This window comes from Agrobacterium sp. BT-220-3 (genome assembly GCF_025910175.1).
Classification (GTDB): domain Bacteria; phylum Pseudomonadota; class Alphaproteobacteria; order Rhizobiales; family Rhizobiaceae; genus Agrobacterium; species Agrobacterium oryzihabitans.
The window spans coordinates 102,499-121,742 of the sequence record NZ_JAPAIX010000002.1 but is presented as its reverse complement, the minus strand read 5'-3'; the positions used below and the strand labels follow the sequence as shown (position 1 = coordinate 121,742).

Below are 19,244 nucleotides of genomic sequence, written 5' to 3'. Positions count from 1 at the left end.
TTCCGCATATGTTCGCCGCTGGGTTCAATGCACGGCGGCAGAGGGTCTACGCCCCGGCTTCGATATGGAAGAGCGCGTTGATTTCCGCAAATCGCGATGGAAAGTAGGAAGAAAACCAGTTGCGCTTGGTGAGTAACTTGAACCACAGACTGGTTCTCCAACCATGCTCGGCCTGTCGGCATCTGAAGCACACCGGGTTCGCTTGCACCCTTTGGTTCCGACCAAACGAAAAAGCCGCCTCGTTTCAGAGGCGGCCTTGATGCGAGCGGTAAGATGTCGAGCGTCAGAAAGCCCGGATGGCGTTGCGTGTCGAGAGTACGTCTTCGGCGACATTGCCCGTCGTTGCGGGAACGGAGCCAACGAGATCCAGGAACTTGTAAAGTTCGGTGGCCTGCGAATTCGTGACGTAGATGATGTCGCGATCCTGCATCGGGAACTTCGTGCTGGCGAAGAAGGTGGAGGGATCGCGAAGGTTGGCACGGAATATGACCGGAATTTCCTGGCCCGGGAATTTGGAGGTATCGATGCCGAGCTTCACGAGAAGATCGCGTCTGACGATACGATAAATATAGACCTGAGCGGGGTCCGCGCGGGAATCGAGCAATCCACCGGCCTTGCCAAGTGCATCCGACAGTTTGAGATCGGCGTCCTCGAACTCGAAACGTCCGTTGAGGCCGGAAGCGCCGAAGGCCAGATAGGTGCGGCGCTCACGCTCCACCATGATCGTGTCGCCCGGAACCACATAGATGTTCTCGGTGGGCGTGCTGACGAGATGATTGTAGTTGACGCGCGCAGTCTTTCCGCGACGGATCAGCGTAACGTAGGACTCGATATTCGGGGCGCTGAGGCCCTTTGCATAGGAGATGACGTCGAGAACGCGATCACCCGCTTCCGAAAGCTGGACCTTCGTCGGCTCCTTCACGTCGCCAAGCACGGAGGCCTGGGCGGAACGGCTGGAAATCTTGGTGATGAGAACCTGTGGTTCGATGGCGCGGTTGGCCAGCCGTTCTTCGATTTCGCTCTGAACGTCCTCGACATTGCGACCCGTCGCGCGGATCTTGCCGGCGTAGGGAACGCTGATATTGCCTTCCCGGTCCACCGTCTGGTTCGGCAGGCTGATATAATTGCCGGGACGGCTGCCTGCATCGGCGGGGATGAAGAGGCCACCCGCCTGGCTTTCGAAGATCGCAACCTGCACCACGTCGCCGACACCCATCGGCAGCGCCGGAACGCCACCCTTGCCGCCGCCGAAGCTGCCGAGCAGGGTACTGGTGGTGGTATCGCCGACATAGTTCAGGACGGAGCTGTTTATATCGATGAGCGCGTAGTCGACGCCTGCGGTCTTCTTCTTGTCCTTGGTGCCGAACTTTACGGAAGCGTTGGATTCGATTGTCGCCGCATCAGGCCCTGATGCCGCAGTGACCGTGCAGCCTGCCAGTGCTGCAGAGGCAAGCAGAATCGAAACATTCAATAAACGCATTTGGTCCTCAAAATGAATTTTGTCCGAAAAGGAAATGACCCGGACGTCGCATAATTTATAAAATAAGCACTTCATAAAGGATGCCGATAAAGGAAACCCTAATCGGCATTACATTCGTTCAGCAGAATCGCGTTCCGCAATATTGACGCTTTTATCAGGCATATGCCCAATTTCAGGCGCTGCTTCAAGTTCATTCAAAGTTCAAATGCGCCACCAAAGCCGGCACAACGCTCAATATCTCGCGTACCCGAATGGTGTGAGTTTTAGCCAGCCAGACGCCATAATCTCTTTGATTGCTGCAATGCGCTAGTGCAGTTTTGTCACGCTTGCGGGGTTTCTTTGGCGATTGATTCAAAAGATTGGCTAATCAATTGTTTTACCAAAATCTTTTATAATGCTGCTCCCTCATCAGGCCCGTGCAGCCAGCGCAAAATTCACGGTGTCGGCAAATTCGCGCAGGAAACGCTCGCGGGAGAAGCGGGCGGCGTTGTCGATACAGGCGTTCTTGTCGAAACGGTCGGAGTTGTCGACGAATTCCTGAACGGCGGCGCAGATGGCCTCGGGGGTCTGTTCGCCGAAATAAAGGCCGGTCGGCTGGTTTGAGGCGCCGAGCGGAATGACGGTTTCCAGCACGCCGCCTTTGCCATAGGCGATGACTGGTGTGCCGAGCGCCTGGGATTCGACTGGCACGATGCCGAAATCGTCTTCCGCGGCGAAGACGAAGGCCTTGGCTTCCGCCATGTATTTGTGAAGTTCTTCATTGCCGACAAAGCCGAGGATTTCGACGTTGGGGGTCGCGATGTCCCGGATGCGTTTCATGTCCGGGCCGTCGCCGATGACGACCAGCCGACGTTCCGGCATCTTCGCAAAGGCTTCAACGATCAGATGCACCTTCTTGTATGGCACCAAACGCGAGGCGGTGACGAAATAATCGCCTTTCCAGTCGGAAGGGGAGAGATGGGAGGTGTCCACCGGCGGATAGATCACGGTAGAATCGCGCCCGTAACATTTGCGCACGCGGCTGCGAATGAATTTGGAATTGACCGTCATCAGGTCGACGCCGTGCGAAGTGCGAATGTCCCACATGCGGATGTAGTGCAGGATCGCGCGCGCGATCCACGAGGCGAACCCGCGATTGAGCCTGGTTTCCTTGAGGTATTGGTGCTGGAGGTCCCAGGCGTAACGAATTGGACTGTGAATGTAAGAGACATGAAACTGGCCAGGGCCGGTGATGACGCCCTTGGCGACGGCATAACTTGAGGAAATCACCAGATCGTAGCCGCTCAGATCGAATTGCTCGATGGCGATCGGCATCAGCGGCAGATAGGAGCGATATTTTTTCCGGGCGAAAGGCATTTTCTGGATGAAGGAGGTGTTGACCGGGCGGCCGCCGAGGAACCCCCGGTCGCGCTCGCTCATAAAATCGACGAGGCAAAAGAGATCCGCGTGAGGATAAATTTCAAGAAGGTTGTGAAGCACTTTTTCGGCGCCACCTCTGTCGGTGAGCCAGTCATGCACGATTGCCGTCTTCATGATTTCCTCAATAATTTCAACGTAATAAAAATTTATAATCCGCCCTGGAATAAAGCTCGGCGGTGTAGAATATCAGGTCGGTCTGCAGCCCTTAAAAACACGGCTGGTGGAGGCAAATGACGTAACGATTAATAGGAAAGTGAGGGTATGTCTGGCGTAATCTGGTGTTGGTATAATCCTCAATAGCACTTTGTTCGCAGATGCGAAATATCCAACCTGCTTAATTCGCTTCCTCGGTTTCCCGGCCGAAGGCCAGCCGCGCCCCTTCCTGCAGCGATATTGATACCTGTCGATGGCCGGAAGCCGCGCCATTTTGGGCTGAAACCTCGATTTTTCTGGCTTCACGCTTTGTTTTCGTCTCCGCCGAAATTGCCTTCCCATTTTGTCCAGCCAATGAATTCCGTCATCCCGCGGCAAGGTGATTGACAAGGCGTCTTATCAAGATATTCTGTTATAAAGATGCATATAACATAATAATGGAACACGTAAGGTTGGAACTAAGAGCTGGGAGCTTAACAATGAGACGTAAACTTGCATTTCTCGCCACCGCCGCTTTGTTGCTTGCGCCGGGTGTGATGATGGCTCAGGAAAAGGGCGGCGTCATCAACGTCGCCACGATCGGCGAGCCGCCGACGCTCGATCCGATGGCCTCAACGGCCGATCTCGTCGGCATCGTCACGCAGCATATTTTCGAAACGCTCTACACCTTCGACAAGGGCTGGAAGGTGACCCCGCTTCTGGCGGAAAGCCTGCCTGAAATCAGCGCTGATGGTAAAACTTACACGATCAAGCTGCGTCAGGGCGTCAAGTTCCATGACGGCAGCGACATGACCTCCGAAGATGTCGTCGCCTCGCTTGGCCGCTGGATGAAGATCGCCTCGCGCGGCAAGCAGGCCGCAGGGTTCATCGAGAATATCTCCGCACCGGATGCAGGGACGGTGGCGGTCACCCTCAAGCAGCCCTATGCGCCGCTGACCTCGCTGCTCGCCTTCAACAATTCGGCGGCGATCATCCTGCCGGCTGAAAAGCAGGCGGAGCCGATGGCGGAATTCATCGGCACCGGTCCCTACATGCTGAAGGAGCGCAAGGCCGACCAGTATATCCAGCTCGTCCGTTTCGACGGCTACAAGTCTCGCGATGGCGAAAGCGACGGTTACGGTGGCGCACGCCATCAATATCTCGATGAAATTCGCTTCGTTCCGGTGCCTGATCCGAATACCCGTGTCGAGGCCGCCGTTTCCGGCCAGTATGACTATGTCGATTCCATTCCGGTCGAATCTTTCGACAAGGTGAAGTCTTCGTCGGCGTCGCAGCCGCTGATGCTGAAACCTTTCGGTTTCCCGGTCTTCGTGTTCAACACCAAGGAGGGACTGTCTTCCAAGCTTGAAGTGCGCAAGGCGATAACCGAGGCGCTGAACATGGAAGACATGCTGGCAGCCGCTTTCGGTAGCAAGGATTTTTACGCGCTTGACGGCGCCTATTATCCCGGCAATTTCTCCTGGCACACGGAAGAGGGCGTCGAAGGCAATTACAATGTCGGCAATCCGGAAGCTGCTGCGGAAAAGCTCAAGGCGGCCGGTTATAATGGTGAGCCGCTGCGCATCCTCACCAGCCGCCAATATGAGTTCCACTACAAGATGGCGCAGGTCGCTGCGGAATATCTGAAGCTTGCCGGCTTCAAGGTGGATATGCAGGTGGTGGACTGGGCGACGCTGACGCAGCGCCGCGCCGACCCGAAGCTCTGGGACATCTATATCAGCCACAGCCCTTTCCTGCCGGAACCGGCGCTGATGGGCGCGCTGTCCACCAGCTCGCCGGGCTGGTGGGACACGCCGGCGCGCAAGGCGGCGGTTGATGCCTTCACCTCCGAAGCCGATCCGGACAAGCGTATCGCGCTCTGGGCCAATGTGCAGAAGACGATCTATGCCGAGCTGCCGCTCATCAAGATCGGTGATTTCAACGCCGTGGCGGCCAAGTCCAATAAGCTGGAAGGCGTCGATCCGGCTCCCTGGCCGTATTTCTGGAACGCCTCGGTTACGAAGTAAGGCCGGTTTGGCAATCGAGTGCCGGGTACTGCATCCGGCACTTCCGTCGCCACGGACCTCCTGTCCTTGCCGCGTCTCCATCCTCGTCCCTGTGCTTGTCACAGGGATCCAGCCGACGCGCGTCTGCGCGGCGAGAGGAGTCCTTCCAGCCCAAGGACTTGGGCTGGCTAGATTCCTGTGACGAGCACAGGAATGAGGGTGGAGTATAAATCGGACGTGGGAAGAGACGTTCGATTTTACGACCGTAAGTGCCGGAATTGCCGGCGCTTATCGACAACTCTATTCAACCGTCGCCTGATAGCGGCCCATCACGCGCTTTGGAGCATACATACGTGATACGGTATATTTTCCAGAGACTTGCCGGAATGATCGTGGTGATGTTCCTCGTCGTCACCATCGTTTTCGTCATCCTGCGCGTCACGCCCGGAGATCCGGCTGCGGTGATGCTGGGGCCGGATGCCTCGGCGCAGGACATAACGGAGCTGCGCACCCGGCTCGGTCTCGATCAGTCGCTTGGCGTGCAATATGTCTATTATATCGGGCAATTGCTGAAGGGCGATCTCGGCCAGTCGATCTTTCTCAACATGCCGGTTGGCGCAGCACTTCTGGATCGGGCGGAACCGACCTTCTTCCTGACGATCTTTTCGCTGCTGATCGCCAGTGCCATCGCGCTTCCCATCGGCATTTATGCCGCTTACCGGCGCGGTTCCTTCGTGGATCAGGCCGCGACCACCATTGCGATGCTGGCGGCGAGCATTCCAAGCTTCTGGCTCGGCCTCATCCTCATGCAGTTCTTCGCCGTCCGGCTCGATATGTTCCCGGTCTCGGGATATGGAGGTCCAGGCGCAAGCTTCCTCGAGCGCATGTATCACCTGACCTTGCCGGCAATCGCGCTCGGCCTCGTTTCCTCGGCCCTCATTCTGCGTTTCACCCGCGCCTCGATGCTGGATGTTCTCGGCGACGATTATGTCCGCACCGCCAGAGCCAAGGGTGTCAAGGAGCGGCGGGTGGTGATGAAACATGCGCTGAAGAATGCGCTCATTCCCATCCTGACCGTGCTTGGTCTCACTGCCGCCGTGCTGATTTCCGGCGCGGTCGTCACGGAAACCGTCTTTGGCCTGCCGGGCATCGGCAATCTCGTCGTGTCGGCTGTGTTGAGACGCGATTATCCGGTCATTCAGGGCGCGCTTCTCGTCATCGCCGGGCTTTACGTGCTCATCAATTTTGCCATCGACATGCTGTATCTGCTGGTCGATCCGAGGGTTCGTTACTGATGGCCGATATCACCTCCACCGCCCAGCCGGCGCGCAACCCGACCGTCCTGTTCATTCGGCGTCTTTTGAAGCGCAAGACGGTCGCCGCCGGTCTGATCGTGCTGCTCGTTTTCGTGCTGCTTGCCGTTTTCGCACCGATGATCGCGCCTTATTCGCCGTCGAAACTGTCGATCGTGAACCGTCTGAAGCCGCCGAGCGAACTCTACTGGTTCGGCACCGACGAATTCGGCCGCGACGTCTTTTCCCGCACCATCTTTGCCGGAAGGCTATCGCTTCTCGTTGGGGCCGCCGTGGTGGCGCTCTCGGCGTTGATCGGCATCACGCTCGGCCTGCTTGCCGGTTTCTTCCAGAAGCTGGATACGCCGATCGCGCGGTTGATCGATGCCATGATGGCGTTTCCGGATATTCTGCTGGCTATCGCGCTGGTGGCCGCGCTCGGCCCGTCGCTGACGACTGTCATCATCGCGCTTGCCGTCGTTTACTCACCGCGTCTTGCCCGCATCGTGCGCGCTTCGACGCTGGTGATCCGGGAACTGCCCTATGTGGAAGCGGCCAAGGCGCTCGGCATCTCCACCTTCCACATCATGACGCGGCATGTGCTGCGCAATCTGATCTCGCCAATCCTCGTGCAATGCACCTTCCTTTTCGCCAGCGCCATGCTGGCCGAGGCTGGGCTTTCATTCCTGGGGCTTGGTGTCAGCCCCGAAATTCCGACCTGGGGAACCATGATCTCCGCCGGCCGCCAATATATCGGCCAGGCCGACTGGATGACCTATTTCCCCGGCTTTGCCATCATTCTTTCCGTGCTCTCGCTGCAAATGGTCGGCGATGGGCTGCGGGACATGCTCGACCCAAGACTGCGAAGGGATTTGTAATATGACGTCCGGTGAACAGGCGAAAGCGCCTCTTCAAGCTCCCATTCTTCTCTCCAATGTGAAACCCGTCGGCTTCAGAAAGGGCGCGCCACAGGCCTCGACCGATATTCTGATCGGCGGCGACGGCAAGATCGCGGCGGTCGGGCCTGCCCTTCAGGCGCCGGCGGATGCGCAGCGCATCGATGCGAAGGGCGCATTCATCTCGCCCGGCTGGGTGGATCTGCACGTGCATATCTGGCATGGCGGCACTGATATCTCCATCCGTCCCTCCGAATGCGGGGCCGAGCGCGGCGTGACGACGCTGGTGGATGCCGGTTCGGCAGGCGAGGCGAATTTCCACGGTTTCCGCGAATATATCATCGAGCCCTCGAAGGAACGCATCAAGGCCTTCCTCAATCTCGGCTCCATCGGGCTCGTCGCCTGCAACCGCGTGCCGGAACTGCGCGACATCAAGGATATCGATCTCGATCGTATCATCGAATGTTACGCCGAAAACAGCGAGCATATCGTCGGCCTCAAGGTGCGGGCGAGCCACGTCATCACCGGTTCCTGGGGTGTTACGCCGGTCAAGCTCGGCAAGAAGATCGCCAAGATCCTGAAAGTGCCGATGATGGTGCATGTGGGCGAACCGCCAGCACTTTACGACGAGGTGCTGGAAATTCTCGGCCCCGGCGATGTCGTGACCCACTGCTTCAACGGCAAATCGGGCTCGAGCATCATGGAAGACGAGGACCTGTTCAATCTCGCGGAACGCTGCGCCGGTGAAGGCATCCGGCTGGATATCGGTCACGGTGGCGCATCCTTCTCCTTCAAGGTGGCGGAAGCGGCGATTGCGCGTGGCCTTTTGCCCTTCTCGATCTCCACGGATTTGCACGGCCATTCGATGAATTTCCCGGTGTGGGATCTGGCGACGACCATGTCGAAGCTGCTTTCGGTCGATATGCCTTTCGAAAATGTGGTCGAGGCCGTCACCCGCAATCCCGCCTCCATCATCCGCCTGGACATGGAAAACCGCCTCGATGTCGGTCGGCGCGCCGATTTCACGGTCTTCGATCTTGTCGATGCCGATCTGGAAGCGACCGATTCCAATGGCGACGTTTCGCGTCTGAAGCGGCTGTTCGAGCCGCGTTACGCGGTCATGGGTGCAGAGGCCATTGCTGCGAGCCGTTATGTGCCAAGAGCGCGCAAGCTCGTGCGCCACAGCCATGGTTATTCCTGGCGCTGAACCAGATTGGAGGCGCGGAGGGGCAGTCCCTCGGCCTTCCGCAGAGATTATGGGATACCCGTCCCGGCATTATGAGGAATTCGCGTGAAACAGTCTTCGCTTGAGGCAGACGGGCGTCATTCGCCCTACGACCGGCTTGCCGCGCTCGGCATCTCCCTGCCGCCACCGCCGCCGCCGATCGCCAATTTCGTCACCCATGTGGTGGAAGGCAATATGCTTTATCTTTCGGGACAAGGCCCGAGGGAGGAGAACGGACACCTCTACGCCGGCAAGGTAGGTGCCGAGATCGGGCTGGATGAGGCGTACCAGCATGCGCGCCTCACCGGCATCAATCTGCTTGCCGTCATGCATGAGGCGCTGGGTGATCTGTCGCGGGTGAAAAAGGTGGTCAAGCTGCTCGGCATGGTCAATGCCGTCAGCGATTTCCGCGATCACCCAAGCGTCATCAATGGCTGCTCCGATCTCTTCATCGATGTGTTCGGCGATGCGGGGCAGCACGCCCGCTCCGCCGTGGGGTTCGGTTCGCTGCCGGGCAACATCACCGTCGAGATAGAAGCCATCGTCGCGCTGAAGGATTGAGGCTGTTCAATGGTTGCGCCAGCCCATCAGCTTCTCGATCCTTTCGGCCGAAACCCTGACCTGTTCGGTGTAGTGGTTCTCGTCCGCCAGTACCTTCTGTTCCGGCAGCACGATGGAAATCGTCGCCACGCATTCGCCCCTGTTGTCGCAAATCGGCGAGGCGATGCAGGCGACAGCGTAGTCGGACTCGGCGACCTGTATCGACAGCCGGTCGTGGAAGGCAGCGCCCGCCGATTGCGACAGGGTCTCCGGGTTGATTTCCGCGCGGCCCGTGGGCGAGGTGCGGGCGCAGCGTTTGAACAGTTCCACGCGTTCCGCCTCCGGCAGATGCCCGACGAGCAGCCGGCCCGACGCCGTCCAGTTCAAGGGAACGCGGGTGCCGACGCGCGAGGCAACCTGAAAATGGCTGGGACCATCGGCCATGGCCAGCACCAGCATATGGTCGCCATCGCGGCCGCAAAGCTGCACGGTCTCGCCCGCATGGCGGCACAGATCATGCATTTCGTGGGTGGCGACACCCATGAAATCCAGCGAGCGGGCATAGGCAAGGCCGTAGTGATAAAGCCGCGCGCCAAGCCAGATGTTGCCATCGGCATTGCGCGCCAGCATGTTCTTTTCGACAAGATCGTCAACGATCACATAGACGGTGGAAAGCGGCGCCTTGATTGCCTTGGCAATGGCGTAAGCGCCGGCTGGCGATCCAGTTTCGTAAAGGTAATCAATCACCTGAAGCGCACGGTCGATACCGCTGACGCGCGAGCGCTTGGCCCCCTTCGCGTCCGAATTTTCCTCGGTCGGGGACAGGGCGGGTGAAGACAATTCGTCCAGTCTATGGGCGTCCAATTTCCGGCTCCTCATGAATTTTGAGAAGCTATTACATTATTATGGCATATATGTCGATGCCCATCGCATCGCAAAGACAGGAGAAAGACATGACCGAGGATATCAGAAGCAGGATCGGCCTTCGCCCGGTCATCAACGTCTCGGGCACCATGACATCGCTTGGCGCTTCCATTGTCGTTCCTGAGGCAGTTGAGGCCATGGCGGCGATCCTGCCGCAATTCGTCGAGATTAACGATCTGCAGCGCAAGGCAAGCGCGATCATCGCAAGGCTGACGGGCGGCGAGGCCGGTTTCGTGACAGCATCCTGCTCTTCCGGCATCAGCCTTGCGGTTGCGGGGGCCATTACCGGTAGCAATCTCCTGGCCATCGAAAAGCTGCCTGATACCGCGCCGGAAAAGAACGAGGTGTTGGTGCAGATGGGTCATGTGGTGAGCTACGGCGCGCCGGTGGATCAGGCAATCCGGCTCGCCGGCGGCAAGGTGGTCCTGGTCGGGCAGGCGACGTCCACTCATCGTTTTCACATGGAAAACGCCATCACCGACAAGACGGCGGCGGCGGTTTATGTCATCTCGCACCATGTGGTCGATTACGGCCTGCTGCATCTTTCCGAATTTGTCGAGATTGCCCACGCCAAGGGCGTGCCGGTTATCGTTGATGCGGCTTCCGAATATGATCTGGAGCTGTTTCTGGCCACGGGTGCGGATGTCGTGCTCTATTCCGGCCACAAGTTCCTCGGCGGCCCCACCTCCGGCATCGTGGCCGGCAAAAAGGAGTTGGTGCGCAACGCCTTCCTGCAGAATATGGGCATCGGCCGCGGCATGAAGGTCGGCAAGGAAAGCATTTATGGCGTCATGGCGGCACTGGAAGCCTGGGAAAAGCGCGACCATGCCGGCATCCGTGAGCGTGAGACCGGCTATCTCAATCTCTGGAAGGATACGCTGGATGGCCGCCCCGGCGTGACGGCGCTGATCGAGCCGGATCCGACCAATAACCCGCTCGACAGGCTGCGCGTTATCATCAATGCCGAGGAAGCGCATATCACCGCCTGGGACCTGACGACGGCGCTAGCGAGAGGCAACCCGCCGATCATTACCCGCGACCACGAGGTGGAGCATCGCTATTTCTATCTTGACCCCTGCAACCTTCATCCCGGACAGGAAACCATCGTGGCGACGCGTCTGGCGGAGGAACTGGACAAGGCGCGCGCCTCCAACGAGATGATTGCAACTCCGTTCGACGACCGCAGCCGCCACCGTTTCGATGGCATGCTGCGCTGGCCGGATTAATAACGACTGCATATGGAACGAGCGGGTGCCGCGTATTTCTTCTCCCCGTCGGGGAGAAGGTCGCGGCAGCGGGATGAGGGGGCGACGTCAGCGACATTCGGAGAGCTTGCCCCCTCATCCGACCCTTCGGGCCACCTTCTCCCCGGCGGGGAGAAGAAATTTGAAGCAGTTCAAACGAGAAGAAAAGAAGGGAACGATCATGACCATGCCGCAGGCAGTACCGATTGGTGCCGAAGATGCCGTGCTTTCCGTCCGCAATCTCACCACGTCCTTTCACGTGGATGGCGGCTGGAAACCCGTGGTGCGTGATATTTCCTTCGATGTCGGGCCGGGCGAGACGGTCGCGATCGTCGGTGAAAGTGGCTCGGGCAAAAGCGTCACCTCGCTCTCCATCATGCGGTTGCTGGATCGGGAAAGCAGCAGGGTTCAGGGCGAAATCCTGCTTGGTGGGCGCAACCTGCTGTCCCTTTCAGAAGATGCCATGCGGCAGGTGCGGGGCAACGAGGTCGCGATGATCTTTCAGGAGCCGATGACCAGCCTCAATCCGCTATTCACCATCGGCGACCAGATTTCCGAGGCCTTGCTGTGTCACCAGCCGATGTCCAGGGCGGATGCGCGGGCTGAGACGATCCGCCTTCTCGAAAAAGTCCGTATTCCTTCGGCCTCATCGCGTTTCGATGAATATCCGCATCGCTTTTCCGGCGGCATGCGCCAGCGCGTGATGATCGCCATGGCGCTTGCGTCCCGGCCGAAGCTGCTGATTGCCGACGAGCCGACGACGGCGCTCGACGTGACCATTCAGGGCCAGATACTGGACCTCATCAAGACGCTTCAGGAAGAGGAAGGCACGTCGGTTCTGTTCATCACCCATGATATGGGCGTGGTGGCTGAGATCGCCGACCGCACCGTCGTCATGTATCGCGGCGAGCAGGTGGAAGTCGGCGCGACGGCCGATATTTTCCATCGCGGCAAACATCCCTATACCCGCGCGCTTTTGTCCGCCGTCCCGGTTCTGGGTTCCATGACGGGTGAAGAAAGACCGCTCCGGTTTCCCATCGTCAACACCACCACGGGGGAAACGCAGCAGCCGGCGCGCCCGGGCGATACCGTCGATGCGAGTGCCCAGCCAGTGCTGAAGGTGGAAGGGCTGACCAAGCGCTTCGACATTCACTCCGGCCTTTTGGGACGACTCAGCGGGCGCGTGCATGCGGTGGAAAATGTGTCCTTTGATCTGCGAGCCGGCGAAACATTATCATTGGTCGGCGAAAGCGGTTGCGGAAAATCAACGACGGGACGTGCCATCATGCGGCTGATCGAGCCGGATGCCGGCTCGGTGGTGGTCAATGGCGAGAATATTCTCGCTCTCGACAAATCCGGCATGCGCGAGATGCGCAAGACGGTGCAGATGATCTTTCAGGATCCTTTCGCCTCGCTCAATCCACGCATGACGGTGGGTGCGGCGATTGCCGAACCATTTCTGGAGCACCGCATGGGAAGCGCCCGCGAGGCGAAGGACGTGGTGGCCGACATGCTCGAAAAAGTCGGTCTCTCGCCCGATATGGCGGCGCGTTACCCCCACGAATTCTCGGGCGGCCAGCGCCAGCGCATCTGCATCGCCCGCGCGCTTGCACTGCAGCCGAAGGTGATTGTCGCCGATGAGAGCGTTTCGGCGCTGGATGTTTCGATCAAGGCGCAGGTCATCAACCTGATGCTGGATTTGCAGCAAAGCCTCGATCTCGCCTTCCTGTTCATCAGCCATGACATGGCGGTGGTGGAACGCGTCAGCCACCGGGTGGCGGTGATGTATCTCGGCGAAATCGTCGAGATCGGCCCGCGCGCAGCGGTGTTCGATAATCCGCAGCATGACTATACCCGAAAGCTGATGGCCGCCGTGCCGGTGCCGGACCCGGATCGAAGAAACACCCGGCGAAATGCCGCGAATGACGAGCTGAAAAGCCCGATCCGCGCGGTCGACTACGTGGTGAAGCCGCGTGAGTATCGCGAGGTCTCGCCCGGCCACCTTGTCGCCTGTTAAAGCAGGTTAAAGACCCGGTACGTCGGACGTCGCGAAAGGCACACGGTAGCCGCGCTGGAAAGTTTCGCGCTGTCCAAGCTGGCGATACCATTGCTGTACCGCCGGAAAATCGTCGAGGTCGATTTTGTGGCGCGCGAAACGCGAGACCCATGGCCAGATGGCGATATCGGCTATGGAGAAATCTCCGGCGATGAATTCCCGGCCTGTCAGCCGGTCGTTCAACGTCCTGTATAGCCGCTCCACATCCGTCGTGAAACGCGTCTCGGCAAAGGGTGCCTGTCCGGCATTATAGGTCAGGAAATAATGGGCATAACCGAGTGTCGGGCCAAAATTGGCGCCCTGCCACATCAGCCATTCGGTGACTGCCAGCCGTGCAGCCTTGGAGGCAGGCAGAAGCCGCCCGACTTTTTCGGCGAGGTAGATCAGGATCGCATTCGATTCCGTCAGGATGGTGCCGTTATCGCGATCGGCGATCGCCGGGATTTTCGAGCCGGGATTGATGCGGGTATAATCGGCTGAGAATTGCTCGCCTTTTTCGATGTCGATGGCGTGGCTGACATAGGACAGGCCGAGTTCTTCCAGCGCAATCGAGATTTTCAGGCCGTTGGGGGTGATCCAGGTATAGAGGTCGATCATGTTAATCGAACATCGCCTCATCGAGCGGCAAAGCGCGTCTGCCTTTCTTGCCGGTTACGTCGGAAAGATCAGTATAGAGACCGCGCAATGTCAAAACCAGCTGGACGATGCGCGGATCGGTGACGCGATAGATGACCTGTTTGCCTTCCCGCGAGCCTTCGATCACGCCGGCGTCGCGTAATTCGGCTAGCTGCTGGGAAAGGGTCGGCTGCTGGATGCCGAGCTCATATTCCAGCGCAGAAACGGAGGCTTCCGTTTCCTTGAGATAACAGACGATGGCCAGGCGATTGGCGTTGGCGACAAGCTTCAAAAGCTCGCTCGCTTCCACCACGCTGCGGCAGATGAGATTGGAAACCGGTTTCGTCACGATTACAGGCCCATTTTTCAAACTATAAAAAAGTAAATTGTATCGCGATAAATTTCAATGGCTTGATTAAGATCCGTTTGGCCGGGTCAAGCATTTTTTAAAATCTACAGGATTAGTAGATTTCTCTTTCGCTTTCCGGACAAGGATCGCCAAAACGTTCCTCGAAAACATTCTATAAAAAAGTAGATTGATTGCGAAATGAGGTGTCGACATGAAAATCGGGGTCCATCCCAACAATCTGCATTTGCGGCTCGCCCGGCTCTGGCCCGGCGCTTTTGACAAATTCGATCCGGAGTTCGTGCCCTATCACGAGGGGCGCGATACGGCGGCGCTTCTGGAAAAGGGCGACATCCATTTCGGCGGCACGGGTTCGACGCCGCCCATTGAGGCGGATGCGCGCGGGCTTTCCGCAGCCTATATCGCCGCCTCTGCGCCGAGGCCAGCAAACGGCGCGATCCTCGTGCGGCGGGATAGCCCGATCCGCTCTGCGGCCGACCTTTCGGGAAAACGCATATCGCTGATCGACGGGTCTTTTCATACCTATCTTCTGGCGCGCAGTCTGGAAGGGGCCGGGCTTGGTCTTGCGGATGTGACACGCATCGAAAGCGGCGACAGCGACAGCCTGCGTGACCTCGTGGAAGGCCGCGTCGATGCCTGGGTGACAATGTCGCCGCGGCTCGAAAAAGCTCTTACCCATGACGAGATCAGTCTTCTGGTCCGTTGCGGCTCCACCATTCCTAACCGCTCGCTGTTCTGGACGCTTGCGCGTCACACTGTAGCGCTGGAGAGGCGCGAGGCGATTGCCACCGAACTGGACCGTGTCGGCCGGGCCGTCACGGCGGATATAGACAGGGCCGCAGCCCTTCTTGCCGCCGAACCGGGCAGCGAAGGCGACGCGCAGTCATGGGCAAAGGTGCTGCGCTCGCGCGATCTTTCGGTGGTGCCCGCCGCCGAAAATATCCTTGCCGAACAGCAGGAGGAGGCCGATACGCTTTACAGGCACGGTCATTTCTCTTTACCGGTTCTGACGGGGCAATCAGCCAGCGCGGGAGGCGACAGATGAATGTTTTCTGGTACATGTGCGCGCCCGATGGCGCTTATCCCTGGCAACCGGAAGGTTCCCGCAAGGTCGATCTCGGTTATTACAAGCAGCTGGCGCTCGCTTACGACCAGCTTGGTTACACCGGCGCATTGTTTGCCACCGGCGCGCATGACGTCTGGGTTCTGGCGGGCGCGCTGCTCTCCTATACCGAGCGGCTGAAGTTTCTGGTCGCCATTCATCCCGGCCTTGTCGCGCCAACGCTGCTCGCCAAGATGGCGGCGACGCTTCAGGAGTTTTCGCGCGGACGTCTGCTGATCAATGTCGTCTCGGGCGATGCCAAGATGCTCGGCGCTTACGGCATGACCATGCCGCATGACGAGCGTTACGATATGGCGGATGAATATCTGCAGATCTGGCACCGCCTTTTTGCCGGGGAGACGGTCGATTTCAAGGGGCGGCATTTCCAGACCGAAGGCGCAAAGCTCGCGCTGCCGGTGGGGCAGGGCATAGAGCCACCACCGCTATGGTTCGGCGGCTCTTCGGATAAGGCGATCGACGTTGCGGCCAAACACGTCGAAACCTATCTTTCCTGGGGCGAAACGCCAGACCAGATCGGCGCGAAAGTCGATCTCGTCAAGGCGCGGGCGGAAAAGCTCGGCCGCGAGCTGGAATACGGCATTCGCCTTTATGTCATCGTCCGCGATACCGATGAAGAGGCATGGGCCGCCGCAGCCGATCTCTACGGTCGTATGGATGCGAACGCGATTGCCGCCAATCAGCGTTTCGTCGGCAAGACCGATTCCGTCGGCCAGCAGCGCATGACGGCGATGCATGGCGGGCAGAAACCCGAGAACCTGCGCGATCTCGAAATTGCCCCCAATCTCTGGGCTGGCATCGGTCTTGTCCGGCCGGGACCGGGCACCGCGATCGTCGGTTCGCCAGATACGGTCATCCGTACGCTGGAAGCCTATAAAAAGGCGGGTGTGAATACCTTTATTCTGTCCGGCATGCCATTGCTGGAGGAGGCCTTCCGCTTCGGGGAAAAGGTTCTTCGGCGTCTTGATGTATCGCGGGAAGTCTCGTCGGCGAAACAATTCACCTGGTCGACCTTGTTCGACCGCGACCTCTCGGCCAAGGCATCGTGAGCATGGCCCGGGAGTGGAGAAAAAAGACATGACGGCAAGTCCGGCAACAACAATTGCACAACGGCGCATCGGCCCGCAGCGCGCGGCCGCGCGGGCTCTTGCCGTCCTGGACAAGGCGCTCGGCGCGGTCGCCGCCGCCATTCTTGCCACGCTTCTCGTGGTGGTGCTGGTCAATGTCACCCTGCGTTATCTGTTTCACACCGGCTTCATCGGCGCAGAAGACCTCGGCATCTGGCTGCATGTGGCGATGATCGCGGTCGGCGCGCCGCTCAGCCTCAAAAGCGCGCTCGCCATGCGGCTTGATGTTTTCGTGCGGTTTCTGCCTGAGCGTTTTCACGCCGCAACCGAAGTTCTGGCCGATGCCTTCTCCTTCGTCGCGGCGCTTATCCTCGCCTTCGGCGGGGTTGAAATCGCTGCGATGCTGGGCGGCACCTCTCCGACGCTCGGCCTGCCGGAATGGGTGCGGTTCGGCTTTCTCGGCGCTGGCGGCGCGCTGATCCTTCTCTATCTCGCGCTTCAGCGTGTCAGTGAAGGCAAGGCGCTTGCCGTTCTCGCGTCTCTCGCCATTGCAATTGTGGCCTATGTTGGCCTGCCGGAAGTTTTCGTTGATACGACACTGCCGCCAAGCCTGTTTCTGGCGCTCACGGCGGCGTTGGGGCTGGTGCTGGCGGCACCGCTTGCCCATGCCTTCCTCGCTGCGGCTTACGTGGCGATCGCCTTCGGCAGCACCTTGCCGGAGCCGGCCATCGTTTCCTCGACGGTAACCGGCATGTCGAAATTCCTGCTGCTCGCCATCCCCTTCTTCCTGCTGGCCGGAAGCCTGCTGACGGAATCGGGCGTCGCCAACCAGCTGGTTCGGTTCGCCGCCGCCATGGTCGGACACCGGCGGGCGGGACTGGCGCAGACGACGCTTCTGACCAGCGTGCTGTTTTCCGGCGCCTCCGGCTCCTCGGTCGCCAACGCCGCCTTCGGCGCTTCCACCTTCCAGCCGGAACTGGTCAAGCACGGCTATCCGCCGGCGCAGGCGGGTGCGATCATTGCCGCCACCTCGGTGCTCGACAATGTCATCCCGCCCTCCATTGCTTTCTTGATCCTTGCCACAGCCACCAATCTGTCGGTCGGCTCGCTGCTGGTGGGCGGCTTCTTTGCCGGCGGGCTGATGGCGATCTGCCTTGCGGTGGCGATCCATTTGAGCGTGCGCAGCGTCGATACCCTGCCGCGCGCCACGGGAGTTGAACGCTGGCGCTCCGCCATCGCCGCCATACCCGCCTTCGGCCTCGGCGTCATCGTGGTGGTCGGCATCCGCATCGGCATCGTCACCACCACGGAAGCGGCCGCACTTGCAGCACTCTACACGCTGCTTCTCGGCTTCGGGTACCGGCTGGGCGCGGGTCGCATTTTCGCAACCTTCCGGCAATCGGCCGGGGAAGCGGCGGCCATCGGCCTTCTGATCGGCACGGCGGGTCCTTTCGCCTTCCTGCTGGCGGTGGACAACGTCTCCGGCCTCGTGACCGATTTCGTCACCCTGCTCGGTGGCAGCAAGATCGCGGTGCTTCTGCTGTCCAACCTGATCCTGCTCGTGGTCGGGCTGGTGCTGGATATTGGTGCTGCCATCCTGCTCTTCGGCCCGATCCTGCTGCCCGCCGCAGTGGCCGCCGGTATCGATCCGATCCATTTCGGCGTCATTCTCGTGGTCAATCTGATGATCCATGGCCTGACGCCACCGCTCGGCATGCTGATCTTCGTGGTCAGCGGCGTCACCCGCATTCCGGCGACAGCGCTTTTCCGGGCCGTCGTTCCCTATCTTGTCTCTCTTCTCGTTTCCCTCGCCATTCTGTGCGCCTGGGCCATTATCTTCTAAATCCGGGGTTTTATTCATGACTATTATCGATCGTCGCAATCTCCTGAAATTCTCTGCCATAGGTGCAGCGACGTTTGCCGCGCCCGCCTTCGTGCGCAGTGCAAATGCCAAAACCCGTAGCATTACGGTCGCTTCCCTGTTCGCCGACGACAAGCCGGAGACGAAAATCTGGGTGAAGATCAGCGAACTGGTGGAGGCAAAGCTGCCCGGCCGTTTCCGTTTCAACATCGTCAAGAGCGGTGCGCTGGGCGGCGAAAAGGAAGTGGCGGAAAACATCCGGCTCGGATCGGTTCAGGCGAGCCTGTCCACCGTCTCCTCGCTTTCCGGCTGGGTGCCGGAGCTGCAAATCCTCGATCTGCCTTTCCTGTTTCGCGATGCAGACCATGTGCGCAAGGTGGTGACGGGCGAGACCGGCAACGACTTGAAGACGAAGCTCGGCGCGCAGCAATTCGTTGCCGCAGACTTTATCAATTACGGCGCGCGCCATCTCCTGACCAAGGAACCCGTGACCAGACCGGAGCAACTGGAAGGCAAGAAAATCCGCGTCATCCAGAGCCCGCTGCACACCAAGCTCTGGAGCGCCTTCGGCACCACGCCCGTCGGCATCCCGATCACCGAGACCTATAATGCGCTGGCGACCGGTGTCGCCGATGCCATGGATCTGACCAAGTCCGCCTATGCCGGGTTCAAGCTTTACGAGGTCGTGCCCTATATGACCGAGACCGGCCATATCTGGGCCTCGGGTGTCGTCTATTACGGTGCGACATTCTGGAACCAGCTGGATGACGAAGAAAAGAAGGTTTTGCTGGAAGCATCGAGCGAGGGCGCGCAATATTTCAACCAGCTGATCGTTGAAGACGAAGCAAAGTCCGTCGAACTTGCGATTTCCAAGGGCGGCAAGGTTCTGAAGCCGGAAGCCCTCGACGAATGGCGCAAGGGCGCGCAGGGCGTGTGGCAGGATTTCGCCGGCACGGTTGGCGGCATCGGGAAAATTGAGGCTGTGCAGTCCGCATAAAAA

General features: G+C 59.4%; 16 protein-coding genes. 11 read left to right on the top strand and 5 right to left on the bottom strand.

Translation table 11 applies throughout. From position 1 onward, the window contains the following. Positions 1 to 283 precede the first annotated feature (283 nt). Together OK142_RS07165 and OK142_RS07160 are read right to left on the bottom strand one after the other, a co-directional pair. Positions 284 to 1,480, bottom strand: a complete 1,197-nt coding sequence (locus OK142_RS07165) for a polysaccharide biosynthesis/export family protein (RefSeq protein WP_137038880.1) — start codon at positions 1,478 to 1,480, stop codon at positions 284 to 286. A 408-nt stretch (positions 1,481 to 1,888) separates the two neighbouring features. Continuing rightward, on the bottom strand, positions 1,889 to 3,013 hold the full coding sequence (locus OK142_RS07160) for a glycosyltransferase family 4 protein (protein WP_216332676.1): 1,125 nt from the start codon (positions 3,011 to 3,013) through the stop codon (positions 1,889 to 1,891). A 518-nt stretch (positions 3,014 to 3,531) separates the two neighbouring features. Between OK142_RS07160 and OK142_RS07155 the strand changes: the two genes are divergently transcribed. From OK142_RS07155 to OK142_RS07135, 5 genes are all read left to right on the top strand, one after another. After that, a complete protein-coding gene (locus tag OK142_RS07155) occupies positions 3,532 to 5,058 on the top strand; it encodes an ABC transporter substrate-binding protein (RefSeq protein ID WP_313609081.1) in 1,527 nt (508 codons plus the stop codon). A gap of 332 nt (positions 5,059 to 5,390) precedes the next feature. Continuing rightward, positions 5,391 to 6,332, top strand: coding sequence for an ABC transporter permease (locus OK142_RS07150; protein WP_035243569.1), 942 nt, complete (start codon positions 5,391 to 5,393; stop codon positions 6,330 to 6,332). After that, entirely contained in the window at positions 6,332 to 7,207 is an 876-nt protein-coding gene (locus tag OK142_RS07145; RefSeq protein WP_003500772.1) for an ABC transporter permease, read from the top strand. The genes OK142_RS07150 and OK142_RS07145 overlap by 1 nt, the downstream gene beginning before the upstream one ends. Before the next feature lies 1 nt (position 7,208). After that, positions 7,209 to 8,432 carry an amidohydrolase/deacetylase family metallohydrolase gene (locus tag OK142_RS07140; RefSeq protein ID WP_498681863.1) on the top strand — a complete coding sequence of 408 codons (1,224 nt, stop codon included), beginning with the start codon at positions 7,209 to 7,211 and terminating at the stop codon, positions 8,430 to 8,432. A gap of 84 nt (positions 8,433 to 8,516) precedes the next feature. After that, a complete protein-coding gene (locus OK142_RS07135) occupies positions 8,517 to 9,011 on the top strand; it encodes a RidA family protein (RefSeq protein ID WP_281037482.1) in 495 nt (164 codons plus the stop codon). 6 nt (positions 9,012 to 9,017) lie between these two features. Here OK142_RS07135 and OK142_RS07130 read toward each other — a convergent pair whose 3' ends face one another. Then, positions 9,018 to 9,869, bottom strand: a complete 852-nt coding sequence (locus OK142_RS07130) for an IclR family transcriptional regulator (RefSeq protein WP_080600499.1) — start codon at positions 9,867 to 9,869, stop codon at positions 9,018 to 9,020. Positions 9,870 to 9,943: 74 nt separating this feature from the next. Here OK142_RS07130 and OK142_RS07125 point away from each other — a divergent pair, with 74 nt between their 5' ends. Both OK142_RS07125 and OK142_RS07120 read left to right on the top strand, forming a co-directional pair. Beyond that, the gene (locus OK142_RS07125; protein WP_498681862.1) at positions 9,944 to 11,140 is read left to right on the top strand and encodes an aminotransferase class V-fold PLP-dependent enzyme; all 1,197 of its coding nucleotides are present in this window, start codon (positions 9,944 to 9,946) and stop codon (positions 11,138 to 11,140) included. 199 nt (positions 11,141 to 11,339) lie between these two features. After that, on the top strand, positions 11,340 to 13,175 hold the full coding sequence (locus tag OK142_RS07120; RefSeq protein ID WP_498682548.1) for an ABC transporter ATP-binding protein: 1,836 nt from the start codon (positions 11,340 to 11,342) through the stop codon (positions 13,173 to 13,175). Positions 13,176 to 13,181: 6 nt separating this feature from the next. Here the strand turns inward: OK142_RS07120 and OK142_RS07115 are convergent, their stop codons facing one another. Then, positions 13,182 to 13,811, bottom strand: coding sequence for a glutathione S-transferase family protein (locus OK142_RS07115; RefSeq protein WP_137038875.1), 630 nt, complete (start codon positions 13,809 to 13,811; stop codon positions 13,182 to 13,184). Position 13,812: 1 nt separating this feature from the next. After that, a complete protein-coding gene (locus OK142_RS07110; protein ID WP_498681860.1) occupies positions 13,813 to 14,178 on the bottom strand; it encodes an ArsR/SmtB family transcription factor in 366 nt (121 codons plus the stop codon). A gap of 211 nt (positions 14,179 to 14,389) precedes the next feature. On the opposite strand from OK142_RS07110, the gene OK142_RS07105 reads away from it, so the two are divergent. The 4 genes from OK142_RS07105 to OK142_RS07090 are packed head-to-tail and all read left to right on the top strand — an operon-like array spanning position 14,390 to position 19,241. After that, positions 14,390 to 15,241: an ABC transporter substrate-binding protein gene (locus tag OK142_RS07105; protein WP_498681859.1), complete on the top strand. Its 852-nt coding sequence runs from the start codon at positions 14,390 to 14,392 to the stop codon at positions 15,239 to 15,241. After that, positions 15,238 to 16,365, top strand: a complete 1,128-nt coding sequence (locus tag OK142_RS07100; RefSeq protein WP_498681858.1) for an LLM class flavin-dependent oxidoreductase — start codon at positions 15,238 to 15,240, stop codon at positions 16,363 to 16,365. Before OK142_RS07105 ends, OK142_RS07100 begins: the two co-directional genes overlap by 4 nt. Positions 16,366 to 16,393: 28 nt before the next feature. Then, positions 16,394 to 18,226, top strand: coding sequence for a TRAP transporter large permease (locus OK142_RS07095; RefSeq protein WP_498681857.1), 1,833 nt, complete (start codon positions 16,394 to 16,396; stop codon positions 18,224 to 18,226). A 16-nt stretch (positions 18,227 to 18,242) separates the two neighbouring features. Next, on the top strand, positions 18,243 to 19,241 hold the full coding sequence (locus OK142_RS07090; RefSeq protein WP_498681855.1) for a TRAP transporter substrate-binding protein: 999 nt from the start codon (positions 18,243 to 18,245) through the stop codon (positions 19,239 to 19,241). Positions 19,242 to 19,244: the final 3 nt, after the last annotated feature.

Bases quoted from the DNA above. Each gene is read 5' to 3' on its own strand.
- OK142_RS07165 (WP_137038880.1), bottom strand. From the start codon at position 1,480: ATGCGTTTATTGAATGTTTCGATTCTGCTTGCCTCTGCAGCACTGGCA.
- OK142_RS07160 (WP_216332676.1), bottom strand. From the start codon at position 3,013: ATGAAGACGGCAATCGTGCATGACTGGCTCACCGACAGAGGTGGCGCC.
- OK142_RS07155 (WP_313609081.1), top strand. From the start codon at position 3,532: ATGAGACGTAAACTTGCATTTCTCGCCACCGCCGCTTTGTTGCTTGCG.
- OK142_RS07145 (WP_003500772.1), top strand. From the start codon at position 6,332: ATGGCCGATATCACCTCCACCGCCCAGCCGGCGCGCAACCCGACCGTC.
- OK142_RS07140 (WP_498681863.1), top strand. From the start codon at position 7,209: ATGACGTCCGGTGAACAGGCGAAAGCGCCTCTTCAAGCTCCCATTCTT.
- OK142_RS07130 (WP_080600499.1), bottom strand. From the start codon at position 9,869: ATGAGGAGCCGGAAATTGGACGCCCATAGACTGGACGAATTGTCTTCA.
- OK142_RS07125 (WP_498681862.1), top strand. From the start codon at position 9,944: ATGACCGAGGATATCAGAAGCAGGATCGGCCTTCGCCCGGTCATCAAC.
- OK142_RS07120 (WP_498682548.1), top strand. From the start codon at position 11,340: ATGACCATGCCGCAGGCAGTACCGATTGGTGCCGAAGATGCCGTGCTT.
- OK142_RS07115 (WP_137038875.1), bottom strand. From the start codon at position 13,811: ATGATCGACCTCTATACCTGGATCACCCCCAACGGCCTGAAAATCTCG.
- OK142_RS07105 (WP_498681859.1), top strand. From the start codon at position 14,390: ATGAAAATCGGGGTCCATCCCAACAATCTGCATTTGCGGCTCGCCCGG.
- OK142_RS07100 (WP_498681858.1), top strand. From the start codon at position 15,238: ATGAATGTTTTCTGGTACATGTGCGCGCCCGATGGCGCTTATCCCTGG.
- OK142_RS07095 (WP_498681857.1), top strand. From the start codon at position 16,394: ATGACGGCAAGTCCGGCAACAACAATTGCACAACGGCGCATCGGCCCG.
- OK142_RS07090 (WP_498681855.1), top strand. From the start codon at position 18,243: ATGACTATTATCGATCGTCGCAATCTCCTGAAATTCTCTGCCATAGGT.